Origin of the sequence: Actinomadura luteofluorescens, from assembly GCF_013409365.1 — a bacterium.
Classification (GTDB): Bacteria; Actinomycetota; Actinomycetes; order Streptosporangiales; family Streptosporangiaceae; genus Spirillospora; species Spirillospora luteofluorescens.
Genome location: NZ_JACCBA010000001.1, coordinates 6,069,166 through 6,087,860, shown reverse-complemented (window position 1 = coordinate 6,087,860; position 18,695 = coordinate 6,069,166). Strand labels below are relative to the sequence as shown.

General features: G+C 68.5%; 14 protein-coding genes. 2 read left to right on the top strand and 12 right to left on the bottom strand.

Annotated features, from left to right (window positions below):
- Positions 1-124: 124 nt before the first annotated feature.
- Both BJY14_RS28295 and BJY14_RS28290 read right to left on the bottom strand, forming a co-directional pair.
- The gene (locus BJY14_RS28295) at positions 125-1,492 is read right to left on the bottom strand and encodes a tyrosine-type recombinase/integrase (RefSeq protein WP_179846381.1); all 1,368 of its coding nucleotides are present in this window, start codon (positions 1,490-1,492) and stop codon (positions 125-127) included.
- On the bottom strand, positions 1,489-1,683 hold the full coding sequence (locus BJY14_RS28290; RefSeq protein ID WP_179846380.1) for a helix-turn-helix transcriptional regulator: 195 nt from the start codon (positions 1,681-1,683) through the stop codon (positions 1,489-1,491). The genes BJY14_RS28295 and BJY14_RS28290 overlap by 4 nt, the downstream gene beginning before the upstream one ends.
- A gap of 342 nt (positions 1,684-2,025) precedes the next feature.
- Between BJY14_RS28290 and BJY14_RS45710 the strand changes: the two genes are divergently transcribed.
- Together BJY14_RS45710 and BJY14_RS28280 are read left to right on the top strand one after the other, a co-directional pair.
- Positions 2,026-2,364 (top strand): type III PLP-dependent enzyme domain-containing protein, encoded by a 339-nt coding sequence (locus tag BJY14_RS45710; protein ID WP_312879445.1) that lies wholly within the window; start codon positions 2,026-2,028, stop codon positions 2,362-2,364.
- A gap of 289 nt (positions 2,365-2,653) precedes the next feature.
- The gene (locus BJY14_RS28280; RefSeq protein ID WP_218905616.1) at positions 2,654-4,687 is read left to right on the top strand and encodes a hypothetical protein; all 2,034 of its coding nucleotides are present in this window, start codon (positions 2,654-2,656) and stop codon (positions 4,685-4,687) included.
- A gap of 1,223 nt (positions 4,688-5,910) precedes the next feature.
- On the opposite strand, the gene BJY14_RS28275 is transcribed toward BJY14_RS28280, so the two are convergent.
- The 10 genes from BJY14_RS28275 to BJY14_RS28230 form a co-directional block, all read right to left on the bottom strand.
- A complete protein-coding gene (locus tag BJY14_RS28275; protein ID WP_179846378.1) occupies positions 5,911-6,486 on the bottom strand; it encodes a dihydrofolate reductase family protein in 576 nt (191 codons plus the stop codon).
- A 664-nt stretch (positions 6,487-7,150) separates the two neighbouring features.
- On the bottom strand, positions 7,151-8,263 hold the full coding sequence (locus BJY14_RS28270) for a PP2C family protein-serine/threonine phosphatase (RefSeq protein WP_179849690.1): 1,113 nt from the start codon (positions 8,261-8,263) through the stop codon (positions 7,151-7,153).
- A gap of 119 nt (positions 8,264-8,382) precedes the next feature.
- Entirely contained in the window at positions 8,383-8,796 is a 414-nt protein-coding gene (locus BJY14_RS28265) for a VOC family protein (protein WP_179846377.1), read from the bottom strand.
- 130 nt (positions 8,797-8,926) lie between these two features.
- Complete coding sequence (locus BJY14_RS28260) at positions 8,927-11,218, bottom strand: thiamine pyrophosphate-binding protein (protein WP_179846376.1); 2,292 nt, start codon at positions 11,216-11,218, stop codon at positions 8,927-8,929.
- Between the two features lie 16 nt (positions 11,219-11,234).
- A complete protein-coding gene (locus tag BJY14_RS28255; RefSeq protein WP_179846375.1) occupies positions 11,235-12,692 on the bottom strand; it encodes an aldehyde dehydrogenase family protein in 1,458 nt (485 codons plus the stop codon).
- The gene (locus BJY14_RS28250; protein WP_179846374.1) at positions 12,685-13,782 is read right to left on the bottom strand and encodes an ABC transporter ATP-binding protein; all 1,098 of its coding nucleotides are present in this window, start codon (positions 13,780-13,782) and stop codon (positions 12,685-12,687) included. Before BJY14_RS28250 ends, BJY14_RS28255 begins: the two co-directional genes overlap by 8 nt.
- Positions 13,783-13,785: 3 nt before the next feature.
- On the bottom strand, positions 13,786-14,673 hold the full coding sequence (locus BJY14_RS45705) for a carbohydrate ABC transporter permease (protein ID WP_179846373.1): 888 nt from the start codon (positions 14,671-14,673) through the stop codon (positions 13,786-13,788).
- Complete coding sequence (locus BJY14_RS28240) at positions 14,670-15,737, bottom strand: carbohydrate ABC transporter permease (protein ID WP_179846372.1); 1,068 nt, start codon at positions 15,735-15,737, stop codon at positions 14,670-14,672. Before BJY14_RS28240 ends, BJY14_RS45705 begins: the two co-directional genes overlap by 4 nt.
- A gap of 2 nt (positions 15,738-15,739) precedes the next feature.
- The gene (locus BJY14_RS28235; protein WP_179846371.1) at positions 15,740-17,089 is read right to left on the bottom strand and encodes an extracellular solute-binding protein; all 1,350 of its coding nucleotides are present in this window, start codon (positions 17,087-17,089) and stop codon (positions 15,740-15,742) included.
- Positions 17,090-17,124: 35 nt separating this feature from the next.
- The gene (locus BJY14_RS28230) at positions 17,125-18,693 is read right to left on the bottom strand and encodes an N-acyl-D-amino-acid deacylase family protein (RefSeq protein ID WP_218905615.1); all 1,569 of its coding nucleotides are present in this window, start codon (positions 18,691-18,693) and stop codon (positions 17,125-17,127) included.
- Positions 18,694-18,695: the final 2 nt, after the last annotated feature.

Below are 18,695 nucleotides of genomic sequence, written 5' to 3'. Positions count from 1 at the left end.
GCCCAGGACCGCAAGGTCCCAGCGACGCCAGGTGGAACCCCAGTCCTGAACGTCAGCTTGTGGGCGTTGGGAACGCAGCGCGGGTTGCTCGAAGCCGCAAGCCCTCCATGATGCCTCCGCATCGCTAATCACCGAGAGCCTCGTCGGTGAGCCCCTCCCACACGTGGTCGTGACCGGCGATGACCTTGGCGTAGATCTTCAGCAGCACCTCCACGCTGTGACCGGCCCACTCGGCGACCTGAGTGGGCGGGACGCCGGCGTTGAGCCGTAGCGAGACACCGGCGTGCCGTAGGTCGTACGGGCGCCTGGCGAGGTCCGACGCTTCCCCGGCGGGCGTCAGGGCGAGCGTGCGCGCCTTGTGCCACGTCCGCCCGTAGCCGGACGGGAGCAGCACTCCCCCGCGCTCAGTGCGGAACAGGCGGCCGTCCGGGGCGACTCCATACCGGTTGATGTGATCCCACAGGATCCGGACGAGCTCCGGCGGGATCGACACGGGCCGCTTGGCCTTACGGTTCCGCCCTTTGAGCCCGCGGTCGTCGTGGTACTCCCCCGAATCAGTCCACTCGGTTCCGACCGAGGGCTTGGAACCGGCGAGCATCAACCGTCCCCATCCCTTCGCGGCTAGCTCGCAGTCGGATTCGCGCAGAGAGACGACCCCGCCGGGCCGCATCATGGCGTAGTAGACGCACGCGACGAACGCAACCATTCGAGGGCCTCGCCGAGGTCCCGCGTAGCTGACTGCCGTGAGGAGTTCCGCCATTTGACGCGGTGAGGGAACGACAGCCGGGCCTATTTCCTCCCACACCTCGTCATCTTCGGTCGGTTTCCAGTCGAGACCGTCGATGGGGTTGACGGCGAGACGCTTTCGCTGAACGGCGTACTTGAGCACGTTGTAGAGGACGCGACAGCGCCGGGTGTAGTAGCTCGGCGCGGCCAGGGAGCCGTCGAGCTTCTGCGCACACGCGCCGAGGGCCAGCGTGATGCCCTCGAACTCGGCGAGGTCAGCCAGCGGCACGGACGCCTTACGGACCCAGTTGAGCGCGGCGGCCACCTCGGCGGGCTGGTCGACCTCGCGCCGGTTCTTGTTGTACTCCCACCGACGCAACGCCTTCCACAGCGTTTCCGAGTCTGGCGCGCCCTTGTGGTCGGCCGTGAGACCTACCGTCACGGCGGTGAGCGTTTCAGCGATCGAGATGCGCTGTTTGGCGGACACCTTGTCCCATCGATCGTCCACGTAATCGCGCGCGTGCTGATACCACCTCACGGACCGGGCCGCGCGAATCATGGACTCGGGTAGGCCGGTCTCGATGGCGAATGCCTCGCCTCGCCGGGGGGCTTGGATCAGTTCCGACTTGAAGCTGTCCGCGAGTTCCCGCGCGGTGAACGGTTTGGTTTGGACCTTGCCGCCAACCAGCCAGCGCAGGACGTAGGGCCGTTTCCTTCCCTTCTTTACGGTGATGTTCCAGAACCGGACGTCGTAGCTCCTGTTCAAGCGGCCCTCTCTTCAAGGCTGGAAAGCCAGTTCTCGAAGTCGACTCGGCGAATCCGAAGCTTGCGGTTGGGCAGCACGGTGCAGGGTGGCGTCTTGCCGAGGGCGCGCCAGCGCTGCCAGGTGTGCCGGGTGATACCGAGTTCGTCGAGGATCTCGGGCACGGTGGTCCATGCATTGGATCTCTTGGCCATGGGGGCATGCACCTCAATCAGTCCGGGTGTGATCGGTCGGGACGGTGCCGGCGGCGGGCTTGGTGGCTTGTGTGCCGGGCAACGGAGCGTGAGGTCAGTCGGGCCGAGGGGGTGCGCGGGGACAGGGGACACGGGGACAGAAGCCGACAGAAGGGTTTGTGTCGGCTTCTGTCACCCCGTCTCGGTGTCCCGTCCGCGAGATCTGCGCCAGGTGCGGTAACGGTTCGTAGCGGCCTCCGAGGCGGGTCATCGGAAGTCTTCGGACAGGTCGGGGTGGGTCTCGTAAGCCGGTGCGGTGGGGCGTCCTGCCGTCCGTGTGCCGGGGATCTGCCGGATCCAGCCGTGGGTTTGCAGGACACGCAAGACGCGCTCGCCGAGCCGGGCGAAACGCTGCGCATCGATCCGGGCCGCTCCATCAGCGTCTACGCCGGGTGGTACCTCACCGAGGTCCTGGACGTGAAGACGGCACACGGCCAGTGGTACGCCGTCCTACGCGGCGGCACCATGCACATCCGCACACCCGTCACCAAGCAACACAACCACCCGCACGACGTCATCACCCGCAACGGCGATGGCCCCGCAGTCGCCGGCGAGCCCGTGACCCTCGTCGGCCAACTCTGCACACCAAAGGACGTCTTCGCACGCGAGGTCCCACAGACCACATCGCAGCAGGCGCCCTAGTCGCCTTCTCCATGTCCGGCGCCTACGCCTGGAACATCTCCCACCACGACTTCCTCATGCACCCCAAGCCAGTGTTCCATTACCTGCACCCGTAAGGCCCTGATCATCGAATGACCTCTGTCCGGCAAGTCCGGACAGAGGTCATTCGTTCGAGTTTGCGTCAGTATAGACATGTTGAGCGTCGACCTGGAAGCATAGGTCGAGATCAAGCTTAGCCCCCATCGAGACGGTCGATGGATACACAAGTATCCAGAAATCCCCCCACCATCAATATAATGACGGGAACGTTATGATTACCCCCACTCCCTTTCACGTCCACAATTTCTCAGATGTCGAACCACAGGCGCGAGTGGCGGCCAGCAAAGCCCTATCGCACATTGAACTATCCGACTGGATCAGTCTGGCGCAGAACAAAAGCCCGACTCGATTCATCTTCGCGACGACCACCCAATGGGAATCTATACTCGCCGATGCCAATCTAATTGGCATTTGGATTGATCTGCATTCCGCTGGTCTAGCGTTGATTTCATTGCACACAGAACCAATTCAGGTGATCGGAAAGAGCGCAGTCAGGCGCGCCAACGAGTTACTAGAGAAGAGTAGAGCTTTTGCGGCAGCGACAACCGAAGTTCGACGTTTTTACCCGCCGAAAGATTCACTTAAGGGCAGCAACCTAGTCGACAAGCTTGCTATCAACGGCCTTAGATTCGGGCGGCTCGTCGCTCAATGTGCGAAAGAAGGCTGGGATGAATCCACATGGGCAAATGCGAAACGACATGCGCAAATATCAGATGCCTCTGCTAGGCAGCTGGAACAAGAACTAGGTCCACCGAATATTGGCGATCCAGAGGATCGCATCTACCGAGCAATTGGGATTCGCGAGGATGAGCTCGAAACAGGCACCGGCCTTACCTTTGCGGCAAGGTTGGCGGCGGCATGGGAAAAAAATTCACATGCCTACGAAAGGCGCCTACGCAAGCAATCCCAGCACCTCCTCAACTCCAAGGTTGCACTCGCTCCCAAAACTCGTCTCCACCTCGTCATGCTGCTGCTGAGCGATCGCCCCCTCCTGGCCCAACGAGCCGCCCTACTAACTAGAAACCTAATAGACCATCTTCTAGTAACCGATCCCGTTTCCACCCTTAGCCTTATCGAGGCTCATGTTGAGCGCGAGCCTCTTATGCTATCCACTCATAGGGCATTCATTTCGGCACGGGATAGATATGCCGAAGAGCTGCACGACGAGGCCCGAATGCGTCCCGTTTTCGAGATGTACAAGACCACAGTGGAAGGCGACATAAAACGAACGGCAGAGTTGACCCTCCGGCTTCTAAAAAAGCCAGTGCCATCAAAGCCGACACTTTCTCCGATACTCGATCAACTTATCGCCGCGCGGCAGCCGATAACATCTCTGCTCGCATCGCCTGTTGTGAGAGAGTGGCGCAACGCCGTGGCACATGAGGACATCTACTGGGATTCAGAGGCTGGTATGGCCGTGGCCGACGGACACCCGTTCGGCCTCAATGAAATTCTGGCCCGCGCATTGCAAGCCCGCAGCATCTGCCAGGGCTTTGAGCACGGCATCGCCATATGTTACGCCAGTACCGGCGCTTGGACTCGAATCAAGAAAACTTCTAACGAAGTCTCCGGCAGGCTGGGTATCCTGTACGCATTCGGCGAGGCTGGCCTGTCAGCAGTCGACCTATATCGCGTAGGCACGACCGTAAAAGTCGACGCCCCTCGGCTCACCGACCAGACGCTACGGAAACTACTCGCAGCCACTATCTCCGCATCCGTTGAAGACAATCACGTCGAACTGTGGGATATTCGGTTGCCCGACGATTACCCACCCCTACAGGTGAGTCGAAAGTCCCTCGACATGGCGATGACCTTCACGATATCCCATGGTTCCGAGACTCACGTGCATCTACCTTTTGCATCCCTACCCATGATTGCCGAGGCTCTTTCCAATATAAACTATTCGGAAATCTTGATCGCATCCACCATTACAGCAATCGCGGCAGGATACTTGCTCAGCGAGCTGGAGCGCCTTGCTCAGAGACTAACTCACGATGACCAGGCGGCCGCCGATGAGATCTTTGAGTGGATCAGCTCGACATCGAGAGCACTCAGGGCTACTGGAGGTTTCCTTTCCGAAAATAAAGCAAGCAAGCTCAATACCTTCGCAGCTGTACTTGACGGCATCTGGCACCAGCATCGAGACTTGCTTCCAAGTGCACTCCTGCATGCATTGACGCCCGCAAGGCGCGCATATATCCGAAACGGGCCAGTTCATCTACCCTGGATATCCCAAAATCTATAGGAAGCGGCACGCCACAGCTCTGCCACCGCTGGAGCGAGGCGCCCGCACCGCTGTCCAACACCAGCGTCAGGAGCTGGCTATCGGGCTCCGTCTTCACCGTGGCCTCGGCGTCCAGCGCTTGACCGTCATCACCTACTGCTCGCATGGGGCACACCTTGCTGTCGGCGTGTTCCATCCTCGTCCGAATCAGGGCCCGCCATCGGCATTCTCCCAGGTAGATGGCTTGATCGGTGCTGGTCTCCGGAGCCGTGTGCGCAGGTTCGAATCCTGCAGGGGGCACTTCAGACGACCACCGCAAACCCCGGCAGACCAGGCACGCAGCCTGTCGCCGGGGTTTGTTGCTTATGCAGGCACGTGCCAGCGGAAGCCGCCGATTGTCACGCTTCCCGGAACATACGCGGAACGCGGTTGTGGCCATCTGCCCAGGTCACCCCCGCGAAAAGAGCCCCGGCGCGGAACCGGGGCTCAGGCTAGCGACGCACCAATCCGTTCGAACCAGAGACCATCCTCCCCGTCGAGGAGCGGCAGGGGCACCCCGTCTCCGGGAAGCAGGGGCCGCGCGCGTCGCGCGTTCGGACGCCTCAGTCAGTGGCCCCTGTCGAGGAGTTCATCAGTTACGGCCGTCCAGTCATCGAGCAAAGTGCACCAAGGCCAGCGGGGGTCAGTCTCAGGTGAACGTGCCCACGTCAGGTGAACGACCGCCCACCGATCACTGCCAGGCAGCCCGTACAGAATGTCGTCACAAACGCCGCACCGAGCAGCGGTCTGGATCCCGACACCGTACAGGGGATGCCTCGAACTCCCGCACTCCCTGATCAACTCCTCTTCCAACCTACGCCGCTCAGTCGCATCAACGACTCGCATCCAGCGGCCTGGAAGATCCCCCATGCGGTCAAGCATGTCGCTTTGTGCCACCTGCCGCAGGGTAGCGGCCACTGCCCGTCCCGCAGAAGCTCAGGCCTCAAGGTACGAAAATTGACGGGACGCTGTTCTAGGCCGCCGCTCGTTGTCGTCCGGCAATCTCCCTGACGTCGTCGGGGGCGTCTGAATGGGCGTCAGACGACCCCATTCGACTCGGGTAGAGAGCACTCGGTCTCTCGTAGCGCTACGCATTGTGTCGGTCGTGGCCCGGGATTGTAGGCGTCGTGGAGAGTGGCGCGAGGGGGCGAACTCGGCCCTTTTCTCACGAGCCGGGCGTAGCTCGGCGGAGCGTTTTCTTTTCGTCAGTGGACGATGCGGTAGGAGATGTGGGTTGCCGCGGGGGTGGCCATCACCCGGGTGCGTTCGAGGGGGATCGGGGAGGCGAGTGCGCCGAACAGCGGTGTTCCGCCGCCGACCAGGACCGGGACCACGTGGACGCGGATCTCGTCGACCAGGCCGAGCGGGAGTGCCTGCTGCATGACGGTCGCGCCGTGCAGGCCGACGACCTTGTCGCCCGCCGCCCTCTTGGCCTGCTCGATCGCGCTGGCCACCCCGTCGGTGACGAAGGTGAACACGGGAGGGTACGGCTTGGTCGGCGCCTGGTGAGTGACCACGAAGCACGGGACGTCGCCCATCGGGCCGCCGTCGCCCCAGCCGCCCTCCCCCTCGTTCTTCTCGAAGGACTTCCGGCCCATCACCACCGCACCCCAGTCCGCGATCACCTGGTCCAGGATGGCCCGGTCCTCGTCGGTCGCCTGGTCGGACATCCACTTGTGCAGCATCCAGGCACCGTCGCCGAACGGGTTCTCGCGGCTGTCGTTCGGGCCGGTGACGTACCCGTCGAGCGAGACGGACATGTCACAGATCACTTGCGCCATGGGTAGTGCCCTCCATCTGCCGGTGCTCCAAAGGTCTGTTGTGCTGTGTACGACTCGGCGTGCCGGTCGAACTCATCGGTGACCTGGTGCTGGCGGCGGGCTTGGTTGTTAGGTGGTGGGGCCGTTGGTGAAGGCTTTGGCTACCATTTTTCGGACTTGGGCGTAGAGGCTTGCGTGTGGCGATGGGTCCAAGCCTTCGGCCCGGAAAACTGCGTTCGTGAAGGCGTCCACGTCGGTTGGTGGCGAGTCGCATAGCGCGGCGTGTTCCTGTGGCGGCAGGCAGAAGCCGAGGTCTATGCAGAGGTCACGGAGCAGGAGAGCGGTGTCCTCGCGGGACAGCTTTGCTGAGTCCACGGCTCTACGGTGACACACCGTGCGCGGCCCGGTTCAGGGCCTTGGCCATGCTTTCCTGGTGGGCGGCCGACCCTGACCACGCGCACGACGGGAGGGCCTCTTGGGTCAGGTCGCGGGTGGTCAGTGGGGCTCTGGTGTATCGGATCCTTCCCGCCATCGTGATCTTGCGTGAGGAGTAGGGCTACAGCATTCATGAGGCGATCGACGCGTTCGACGTCCGGTACAGGCTGCTTCGGGAGACCAGGCCGGGTGACTTCACCGTGAGCCGCGAGGAGTACGGCAGGCATTTCTACAGCTGACGACGTCGGCGTCACTCGTCATTCGGGATGGGTTTTCTGTGGAGGATCAGGAGGGCTCTGTCGTCTGTCAGTTTGCCCTTCGAGTACTGCTCTAGGTCGTGGTTGACGGTGGGGGCTATCTCGTTGGGAGGTAGGTCTTTCCAGGTGGGGAGGCGGGCTTCCAGGGGGTAGAAGGTGCCCGCCGGGTTGCGGGTTTCGGTGACGCCGTCGGTGCATAGGAGGAGTGTGGAGTCGGTTGGGAAGTCGAAGGCTGTGACGGTTCGTGGGTCTGGGCTTAGGGAGGCCAGGCCTAGGGGTAGGGCTGCTTCTCCTAGGGAGACCCGGCCTGTTTGTTGGTCGGTCAGTATGTAAGGCGGGATGTGGCCGCAGTTGATGGCTTGGGCCGTTGTCTGCGTGATGCCCAGGACGAGCGCTGTGACGAATCGTTGTTCTTCACCCGTCTGGGCTACGAACGAGTTGTGCCGCAGGACCGAGTTCTCCAGGGCGTTCACGAGGGCGGTGAGTGTGGGCGCTACCAGGGCCGCCTCGCGGAACGAGCTGAGGACCGCGAAGGCCGCGCTGATGGCGGGGAGGCCCTTGCCCTGGACGTCGGCGATGAGGACGCGGCTTCCGTAGGGCGTCGGCATGGCCTCGTAGACGTCGCCGCCGACCATGCTGTCCTCCTCGACCGGCTCGTAGAGGCCGTGGACGAGGAGTTCGCCGGTGACGAGGGGGAACGGGCGCAGGATCTGCCGCTGGAGGGCGGCCGCCGCGGAGCGGAGCCGGCTGATCTCCTTTTCCTGGCGGATGCGGCGGACCGCCTGGATCACGCTCAGGCCGTTGAGCGCGACGGCGAAGGTGATGACGCTCGCGGTGGCCGCCGCGCTCGGCAGCGGGCTGCGGATCAGGGAGCCGATGATGACCAGGATCGTCCAGACGGAGGCGACCGCGGTCTGCCGGACCGTCCCGCGGCCGGCGATCAGGGTGGGCAGGAAGATCAGGAACGGGGCCAGGCCGGTCTCCCGGCCGAGCGCGACGCCGGTCACGGCGAGGGCCGCCGTGATCCCCACCAGCCATCCCGCCACGACCCGCCAGGTGAGGCCGCCCCGTCCCGCGGCGGCGTCCGGATCCTCCGAGATGCCCATCTCCTGTCCCACCGAGAGCCGTCCCTGTTGTGATCATTAGATCACGCAGGGTGGTTTCGGCTCCGGGGGCGCGGTGGTTCGGCGTCGGCGACACCGCGCCGACGCCGAACCGGGCTTGGTCACTCCGCGTAGGGCTGGTCCTCGCCCTGGGCGCTGTAGCCGAGGCTCCAGATGTAGCCCTCCGGGTCGGCGAAGGTGCCGCCGTACCCGCCCCACGGCAGGGCGCCGGCGGGCTTGAGGATCGTGGCGCCGGCCTTCTCGGCCTCCGCCATGACCTCGTCGACGCGCGCCTCGCTGCGGACGACGTAGGTGAGCACCAGGCCGCTGAAGCCGCTGCCGTCCGCGCTGGTGCCGACCTGGTCGGCCAGGCCGTCGCGGCCGTAGAAGCCGACGGGCGAGGCACCGTCCGACTCGAAGAACACCGAGATGCCGTAGTCGTTCTGGATCTTCCAGCCGAGACCCTCGGTGTAGAACCGCTTGGCCCGGTCCATGTCCCGGACGCCCAGCAGGATCGAACTCACGTGCGCCTTCATGTCGTGTCCCCTCGTGTGCGCGATGGTCGCATCGGCGGTGGGTGGTCCTGTCGGCCACCTGCTTCCGCCTTCGTGAACATCACGCTACGTAGGGACGGGAGGCCGGCGCTTCTCGATTCCTGATCGATCCTCAGGAGTGGAGGTCGAGGGCCGCGCGGATGATCGAGTCGGTGTCGATGCCGTGGTGGCGGTGGACGTCTTCTATGGAGCCGGACTGGCCGAAGGTGGTGACTCCCAGGGTCGTGCAGGGGACGTTGTTCACGCCGGCCAGGAAGGCCAGGGTGTGGGGGTGGCCGTCCAGGACGGTGACGAGCGGGGTGGCGCGGGACGCGGGGAACGCCTGGTCCAGGATCCAGTTCGGGCCGTCCTCCTGGCCCTGTCGGGAGCGGAGGGCCTGGAAGAGCAGGCCCGGGCTGGTCACGCAGACCACGTCCGCGCCCACTCCGGCCTGTTCCAGGCGGTCGGCGGCGGCCAGGGCCTCGGGGACGAGGGCGCCCATCGCCGCGATGGTGACGGCGGGACGGGCGGAGCGGCGCAGCGGGTAGGCGCCGGCGATCACCTGGCGGCGGCGGCGTTCGCGGGCGGCGGGGTCGGCCGGGACGTCCGCGAGGGTCTGGTCGACCGGGCGGGTCGACAGGCGCAGGTAGGCGGAGCCGCCGCCCGGCCGGCCGAGGCGGGCCATGCTCGCGAGCAGCGTCCATTCGGTGTCGAGGACGAACGCGGGCTCGTAGGCGACGCAGCCCGGCTGCTCGACGCCGATCGACGGGGTGACGATGGACTGGTGCGCGCCGCCCTCGGGGGCCAGCGTGACCCCGGACGGGGTGCCGATCAGGATCGACTGGCCGCCAGCGTAGATGCCGAACGACCAGGGTTCGAGCGCGCGGGCGACGAACGGGTCGTACAGGACGCCGATCGGGAGCAGGGGGCGGTTCCAGCGGCTCCAGGTGGCGCCGAGTTCGCCGAGGAGGCCGACGAGGTTGGTCTCGGCGATGCCGAGCTCGATGTGCTGGCCCGCCGGGCCCTCCCGCCAGTGCAGGATCGTCTCGCCGTCGTCGGCGAACCAGTCGCGGCGTTCGGAGGTCGACCAGACGCCGGCCTTGTTCACCCAGCCGCCGAGGTTGGTGCTGGAGCTGACGTCCGGGCTGACGGTGACGACTCGGGCGGCGGCGTCGGGGGCCTCGCGGGTGAGGTCGAGGAGGAGGCGGCCGAGGGCGGCCTGGGTGGTGGCGGTGCCCTTGGGGGTGCGGCCGATGTCGTCCGGCACCGGGGGCGGGGCCTGCGGGGCGGTGGGGGTCCGGCGCAGGCGTGCGGCCGTTTCGGCGCACAGGCGGGCGGCCTGCGACCCTTCGTCGAAACGGGCCCAGGGGGCGTCCGGGTCGGCGCCCAGGCGGGGCGCGAGCTCGGCGATCTGGTCGGCGGTGAGGAGGGAGGAGTGGTTCTGCGGGTGGCCCTCGCTGGGCAGGCCGTGGCCCTTGACCGTGTACGCGAAGATCACGGTCGGCCGGGTGTCGTCGATGGCGTCGAAGGCCTCGGCGAGGGTGCCGAAGTCGTGGCCGCCCAGGTTGCGCAGCGCCGCGAGGAGGGTGGCGTCGTCGAGTTCCGCGATCAGGCGGGCGACGGGCTCGCTGCCGCCGGGGAGACGGTCGCGGAGTTCGGCGGCGTCGCAGCGCAGGAGGCGCTGGTACTCGGGGTTGGGCATCGCGTCGATGCGGGCGCGCAGGTCCTCGCCGCCGGGGCGGTCGAACAGCTCGGTGAGCAGGCGGCCGTACTTGAGCGTCAGCACCTGCCAGCCCGCGGCGGCGAACATGCCCTTCAGCCGGTGCGCGGCCAGGTACGGCACGACGCGGTCGAGGGACTGCCGGTTGAGGTCGACGATCCACACGATCTCGCCCAGTTCGGCGACGCCCGGGTCGAGGATCGCCTCCCAGACGGCGCCCTCGTCCAGTTCGGCGTCGCCGACCAGGGAGTACTGGCGTCCGGCGGGCGCGCCCTCCACGTACCGGCGGGCGACCGCGCCCCAGATCGGCGCGGTGGCTCCGATGCCCACCGATCCGGTGGAGTAGTCGACCGGGTCGGGGTCCTTGGTGCGGCTCGGGTAGCTCTGCAGCCCGCCGAACTCGCGCAACGTCGTCAGGTACCGCTCGTCCAGCTCGCCGAGCAGGTAGTTGATCGCGTGCAGGACGGGGGAAGCGTGCGGCTTGACCGAGACGCGGTCCTGCGGCCCGAGGTGGCGGAACCACAGCGCCGTCATGATGGACGCGATCGACGCCGAGGACGCCTGGTGGCCGCCCACCTTCAGCCCGGACGGGTTGGGCCGGACGCGGTTGGCGTGGTGCACGATCGCCGTGGACAGCCACAGCACCCGCCGCTCGACCTCCTCCAGCACGCCGGAGTGCGTGGCCGTCGCCACCGGATCGTTCATCGTCGGCTCCTTTGCCTCAGCGCCAGGGCGGAGTCAGGTCGACGGAGATCGACTGGATCTCCGTGACGGCCTCCGCGATGTAGCGGCCGCCCAGCCGGCCGTGCCCGCTGTCGGTGCCCGGCGCACCGCCGAACGGCAGATGCAGCTCCCAGTAGTTGCTGGTGTCGTTGACGGTGACCTGTCCCGCGCGGAGCCGGCCGGCCACCGCCAGGGTACGGTCCAGATCGCGTCCGAAGACCGCCGAGCTCAGCCCGTACCGGCCGCGGTTCGCGGCGGCGAGGATCGCCTCGGTGTCGCCCGCGACCCGCAGCACCGGCGCGAGCGGGCCGAACGTCTCCTCGCCCAGGGCCGCGGCGTCCGCGTCCAGCCCGACCAGGACGGTGGGACGCCAGAACAGGTCGGTGGGGCGGTCCGGCAGGGGGGCGCCGCCGAACGCCGTCCGGCCGCCGCGGGCCAGGGCGTCGGCGACGTGCCTGGCCATCGCGTCGGCCACGCCGCGCGTGTGCACCGGCCCCATGGTGGTGCCCGCCTCGAAGGGCGACCCGACCACCTCGCGCCGGGCCTCCTCGACCAGGCGCTCTTCCAGCTCGGCCGCGACCGATTCGGCGGCGATGACGCGTCCCGCCGCCGAGCAGGACTGGCCCGAGTTGGCGAACGCGGCGGAGGCGATCGCCGGGGCGGCCCGGTCCAGGTCGGCGTCGGGCAGCACCACGATCGGCCCGTTGCCGCCCAGTTCCATCACCTGGGCCTTGCCCGCGGCGAGCCGGGCGATCTCGGCGCCCGCCTTCGAGCTGCCGGTGAACCCGACGCCGTTGACGGCGGGATGGGACACCAGGCGCCGCGCCGGGCCGAGGTCGGGGCCGGTGATCAGGTTGACCAGGCCGGGCGGGACGCCGGCGTCCTCGATGCAGTCGTAGAGCGCGCCCGCCACCGCCGCCATGGAGGGGGCCGGACGCCAGACGACGGCGTTGCCGCAGGCCAGCAGGGGGCCGAGGTACTCCACGGGGATGTTCACCGGGAAGTTGAAGGGGGTCATCACGGCGAACACGCCGCGCGGCTTGCGGGTCGTCAGCACGAGCTTGGCGCCGTCGCGGGCGGGGACGGTCTCGCCGCCGAGCCGTTTGGCCTCCTCGGCGGCGAGCCGGAAGCCGTCGGCGGCCAGCCGGATCTCGGCCTCGGCCTGGTCCACCGGCTTGCCGTGTTCGAGGGACAGCAGCCGGGCCATGGTCGCGGCGCGCTCCTCGACGAGGGCGGCGATCCGGTGGCACCGGTCGGCCCGGGTGAACGCGCTCTCCTGGCGGTGCGCCTCGAACGCCTCCGCGGCGGCGGCCACCGCCGCGTCCACGTCGGACTCCGCGGCTCGCGCGACGGAGGCGATCCTCTCCCCGGTCGCGGGGCTCACCGCGTCGTAGACCGCCTCCCCGTGGGCGGCGCGGGCGCGGCCCCCGATCCGCAGGGCGACCTCGTCAGGCATTCCGGACCTCCTTGGCGACCGCCGGGGCGGGCGTCCACGCGAGCGCGTCGCCGTTCTCGGAGTCGAACAGATGGACCTTCCCGGGACGGACGCGCATCGACACGGAGGCGCCGGCGTCGAGGTCGACGTCCGGGTCGGCGCGGGCGATGACGTCGCCGGACGGGAACGAGGCCACGACGATCGCCTCGACCCCGAGCCGCTCGATCAGGCGGACCCGGCCCGCCGCGCCGGGGCCGTCCGGCTCCAGGGTGACGTCCTCGGGACGGACGCCGAGCGTCAGGCCGTCCCGGGCCGCGCCCGTCCAGCCGATCGGGACCGTCCAGTCGCCATGCCCGAACGAGCCGCCGGCGTCCACCGCGCCCGGCACGAAGTTCATGCCCGGCGTCCCGACGAAGCCGGCGACGAACCGGTTCGCGGGCCGCCGGTAGAGGTCGAGCGGCGGGGCCTCCTGCTGCACCACTCCCCCGTTCATGACGACGACCTGGTCGGCCATGCTCATGGCCTCCCCCTGGTCGTGGGTGACGTACACGAAGGTGCCGCCGAGTTCGCGTTGCAGTTCGCGCAGGCTGATGCGCATGTCGGCGCGGAGCTTGGCGTCGAGGTTGCTGAGCGGCTCGTCCAGCAGGAAGACGTTGGGGCGGCGGACGATCGCCCGCGCCAGCGCCACCCGCTGCTGCTGGCCTCCCGACAGCTGGCGCGGCTTGCGGTCGAGGAGCGCCCCGATGCTGAGCATGTCGGCGACCTCGGCGACCCGGGCCGTGATGTCGGCGGCGGGAAGCTTGCGCAGCTTGAGGGCGAACGAGATGTTCTCCCGCACGCTGCGGTTCGGGTAGAGCGCGTACGACTGGAACACCATCGCGACGTCGCGCTTGTGCGGCGGGACGTCCTGGACCTGCACGCCGTCGAAGAGGATCTCCCCGGAGGACACCTCCTCCAGCCCGGAGATCATGTTCAGGGTGGTCGTCTTGCCGCACCCGCTCGGGCCGAGCAGCACGGTGAAGCTGCCGTCCTCGATGGTCAGGTCGACCGAGTCGACGATCAGCGTGTCACCGAACCGCTTGGTGACCTGCCGGAGTTCGATACTGGACACGCGTCACACCTTTCCGACGCCTGAGGTCAGGCCGCGTACGAGGAACCGCTGCGAGACGAGGGCGAGCAGCATCGTGGGGAGGGCGGCCAGCAGGGTGCCGGCGGCCATGATGCCGAAGGACTGCTCGCGCACGTTGTAGAGCCCGGAGATGGCGGGCTGGATCAGCATCGCGTCCGTCCGCGAGTTCAGGACCAGCGCGAACAGGAAGTCGTTCCACGACACCATGAACGAGAAGAGCCCGACGCTGATGATCCCGGGACGGGCGAGCGGCAGCACCACGCGGGCGAAGACCTGCCAGCGGGTGCAGCCGTCGATCATCGCGGCGCGGTCGACCTCGACGGGGATCCCGTTGAAGTAGGCCCGCATCATCCACACCGAGAACGGCACCGTGAACCCGAGGTGGGCGATGACGATGCCCGCTCTGGTGTCGGTGAGGCCGAGCGAGTGGAGCATCACGTAGAAGGGCACGACGAGCGCGAACACCGGGACGAGCTGGCTGCCGAGCATGAGGCCCGGGACCGTCCGGGAGCCGGGGAACCGGAACCGGGCGAACGCGTAGCCCGCCGTACTGGCGATCACGATGTTGAGGGCGGCGACGCAGACCGCGACGACGGCGCTGTTCTGCATGCCGGGGACGATCAGGTCGCTGGGGTTGCTCGGCGGGGCGGAGCTGAACGCCGAGTCGAGGATCTTCCGGAAGCTGCCGAAGTCCATGGCGGGGATCCACCGCGGCGGGGTGCGCAGCGAGTCGGCCCGGGACGTCAGCGCCACCAGCAGCAGGAAGTAGAACGGCAGCAGCACCCACGCCAGCAGCGCCAGGACGGTCCCGGCGCGCAGCGCCCGCACCGCGATCCTCCTGGCCGTGCGCCCGCGGTCTCCGGCGGCGATCACGCGGTCCTCCCTTCGCGGTTCCTGCGGGGTCCCCGGATGACGAGCGCGGTCAGCGCGGCGAGGAGCACCATCGCCAGCGTCATCAGGTAGAAGATCGCCGCGCCCTTGCCGAGGTCGAGGTCGCGGAACGCGGTGGTGTAGCCCCACCAGGACAGCAGCGTCGTCTCGGTGCCCGGCCCGCCGCCGGTGAGGATGTAGATCAGCGCGAACGCCAGGAACGCGTTGATCAGGGCGAGCACGGACACCACGAGCACGGTGTCGCGGATCCAGGGCAGGGTGACGAAGAAGAACCGGCGGACCGGCCCGGCCCCGTCGATCCGCGCGGCCTTGTGCAGGTCCTCGGGGACGGTCTGCAGCGCGCCCAGGATGAGCAGCGTCGCGAACGGCACCAGGCTCCAGACGAACGCGACCGCCATGACCGTGAGCGCCACCCGCCCGGAGGCGAACCAGGCGACGTACTTGTCGATCACCCCGGCCTGCTGGAGCGCGCCGTTCAGCGGGCCGAACGTTGAGTTGAAGATCCAGCCGAAGGTCAGCGCCAGCGTGATCTGGGACAGCGACCACGGCAGGATCAGCACGCCCCGCACCACCGACCGGCCCCGGAACTCCTGGTTCAGGGCGAGCGCGAACACCGTGCCGAGCAGCAGCGTGCCGAGGACGACGGCGGCGGCGAACAGGACGGTGCGGGTCAGCGAGGGCAGGAAGACGGGGTCGCCGAGGACGGCGGTGTAGTTGTCGATCCCGACCCAGCGGGCGGGGGCCCGGCTGCCGAGCGTCTGCTCGTGCAGGCTGACCCAGAACGAGTACACGAGCGGGTAGCCGAGCAGGAGCAGCGTGACGACCAGGGCCGGCGTGGCCATGGCCATGCCGAACCTCGCCTCACCCCGCCCGTAGCCGGTGCGGCCCGTGCGGCCGGACCGCCCCCTGCGTCCGGCGGGGCCGGTCGCGGCGGTGGGGGGCGGTCGTTTGCTGGAACGTTCCGGTCGCCGGCGTGGCTGCGCCGGGCGCCGGTCGGACTCGGTCGTCATGTCCGCGGCGGGCTCGCTTCCTTGGGTCGGGGACACGGCTACTTCTGCGCGCCCGCGAAGTCGCTCAGCTCCTTGAGCCCCTGGTCAGAGGACTTCTTGCCGAGCACGACCTCCTGGAGCACGGCGCACGCCATGTCGGCGAACTTGGGGTACCAGGTCTTGGTGGTGACGGGGCCGAGCGGCACGGTCTTGGCGAGCTGGCCGGTCAGGGCGTCCACGTCGGCCCACTTCGCCCACGACTTGAGCACCGCCGGGTCGGAGTCGACGCTCCTGTAGCCGCTGGAGAGCCCGAGCGCGGTCGCCACCAGGTTCTTCGGCACGTGGAACGAGCCGTCCTTGCCCGCGCCGCCGAGGTAGTCGATGACCGTCCCGGCGTTCTTCTCGCCCTCGGTGTTGTACGAGAGCATCCAGTAGGCGCCGAAGCTGTGGGTCTGGCGGGTCTTGCCGGGCATCAGCACGTTCTTGATGTCCTTGGCCGCCGAGCTCTGCTTGGGGTCCCTCCAGCCGACGACCTGCGCCTGGTAGCGCATCGAGAAGCTGCTCTTGCCGCCGCCGAAGACGTTCGTCACGCCGCCGTAGTCGGTGGTGAACAGGTCCTTGGGGACGAGCCCCTCGGAGTACAGCGTCCGCCAGCGCTCCAGGGTGGCGCGCGCGACGGGGTTCCCGGCGAGGTTCGCCTTCCCGGACGGGTCGAACAGCGAGCCGCCGCCATCGGAGGCGACCTCGGCGGCGAACTGGTGCCACATCAGGAACGCGTACTTGATCCAGTACGGCGAGTACGGCGTCTGGCTGATCCCCTTGGCCTTCAGCTCCCGCGCCTGCTCCAGGAACTCCGCCCAGGTCGCGGGCGCCGACGCGTCGATCTTCTTGAGGTGGGCGGTGTTGACCGCGAACAGCTCGGCGCCCTGGAAGTAGGGCAGCGCGTAGACCTCGCCGTCCGGCCCCTTGAGGGCGTCGGCGACGCCGGGGTTCATGTTCGCGACCAGCTTGTCCAGGCCGGGCAGGTCCTTGAGGGAGCGCACCCACTGGTTCTTCGACCACGACTCCAGGTAGCCCTCGTCCGCGAACAGCACGTCGTAGGACGCGTTGCCGCCGGCGAGCTGCTGGTTCGTCACGGTGAGGTAGTCCTGCGCGACGTAGGACGTGCCGAGCTTGAGCGGGGCGTAGTTGGTGTTGAAGTAGTCCACGTACGGCTTGAACAGCGGGCCGACCGCGGCGTCGTGGTGCATCTGGAGGTCGTTGGGCGAGCCGCCGTCGTCGGCGGACCCGCAGGCCGTCAGCAGGCCCGTGCCGCCGAGCCCGGCGACGGCGCCGAGCGCCATCGTGCCGCGGAGGAAGGACCGCCGGGTGACGTGCGGTGCGGCCGGGGACGCGTTGCTGGGTGCCATGGTCTGCTCCGTTCCAATCGGTGCGTGGGGGACGGTCATGCCGCGCGCAGGACCTTGCCTGGGCGCCGACCGGTGGGGCGGGAGTTCTCGATGGCGGGTTCGCCGTTCACGAAGACCCAGCTCATGAGGTCGGGATAGGCGCGCTCCGACGCCGCGCCCGCCTCCGTCCCCCGGCCGCTGTGGTAGGCGGCGGCGCGTCCGGGGTCGGCGACGGTGATGTCGGCGAACGCGCCGGGGCGCAGGGTCCCGCGGCCGTCCAGGCGCAGCCGCCGGGCGGGCGCGGTGGCCAGGTGCCGGACCGCCCGGTCGAGCGGGGTCCGCCCGAGGAGCGCGGGGACCAGCACCTCGGTGGTGCTCGCGAGGTTGCGCGGGTGCTCGTGCCGCGCCTGCCCGGCCGTCATCAGCCAGCCGTCGCTGCCGTGCATGGCGGCGGGGTGCGCGGACACGCGGTCGAGGTCGTCCCGCGAGGCGGCCGGGACGATCATGGTGAGGCTCTCGCCCTCGGCGAGGATCAGCTCCAGCAGCGCCTCCACGGGGGCGCGGGAGAGCGCGGCGGCGTAGTCCGGCAGCGCCCGCCCGGACGCCTCCGGCCGGGTCCGGGAGCGGCCGATGATGATCTCGTCGGGGCGGAACTGCGCCGCGCCGTCCAGGTGGCGCAGCAGGCGCAGCCGCTCGGCGCCCTCGCCCGCCCGGGCGCGCAGCAGCGGCCAGCCGCCGTCCAGCGACCCGGGAGGCAGGAGGCTGGAGACCCCCGTGCTGCCGGAGGTGTAGGGGTAGTAGTCGACGGCGACCTCGATGCCGCCGCGGGCGTTGGCCTCGTCGACCATCGCGAGGGTCTGCTCCGTGCGTCCCCAGTTGGCCTTGCCCAGCGCCTTGTGGTGGGAGATCTGCAGGTCGACGCCCGCCCGCTCGGCCGTCGAGATCGCCTCGGCCACGGACGCGACCAGGCCGTCCCGCTCGTCGCGCAGGTGGGTGGCGTAGAAGCGGCCCGACCCGCGCAGCGGCGCGATGACCCGCCGCAGCTCGTCGGCGGCGGCGAACCGTCCGGGCGTGTAGACCAGGCCGCTGGAGACGCCGAACGCGCCCTGGTCGAGGCCGTCGGCGACGAGGCGGCGCATCGCGGCGACGGCCTCGTCCGACGGCGGCCGGGGGTCGGAGCCCGCGACGTGCTCGCGGACGGCGCCGAGGCCGACGAGCGGGGCGACGTTGACCGCCGTCCCGAGCGACTCCAGGTGGGCGGCGTAGGCGTCGAGGTCCGGGAAGCCGGGGTCGAGCCGGGAGCTGAAGAAGGACCCGAAGCCCCTGCTGGTCCGGGGCAGCGGGAACGGGGAGAAACCGCAGTTCCCGGTGACGTCGGTCGTGACGCCCTGGTGCAGGCGCGCCAGGGCGCCGGGGTCGTGCTGGAGCGTGAAGTCGCTGTGCGTGTGCATGTCCACGAAGCCCGGCAGGACCACCAGGCCGGAGGCGTCGATCACCGTCGCGCCGGCCGGCGGCGCGATCCGCGCCGCCAGCGCCGTCACCCGCTCGCCCTCGATGAGCAGGTCGAGCACCGCGTCGGTCCCGGTGCCCGGGTCGACGACGCGCCCCCCTCGGATGATCTTCACCA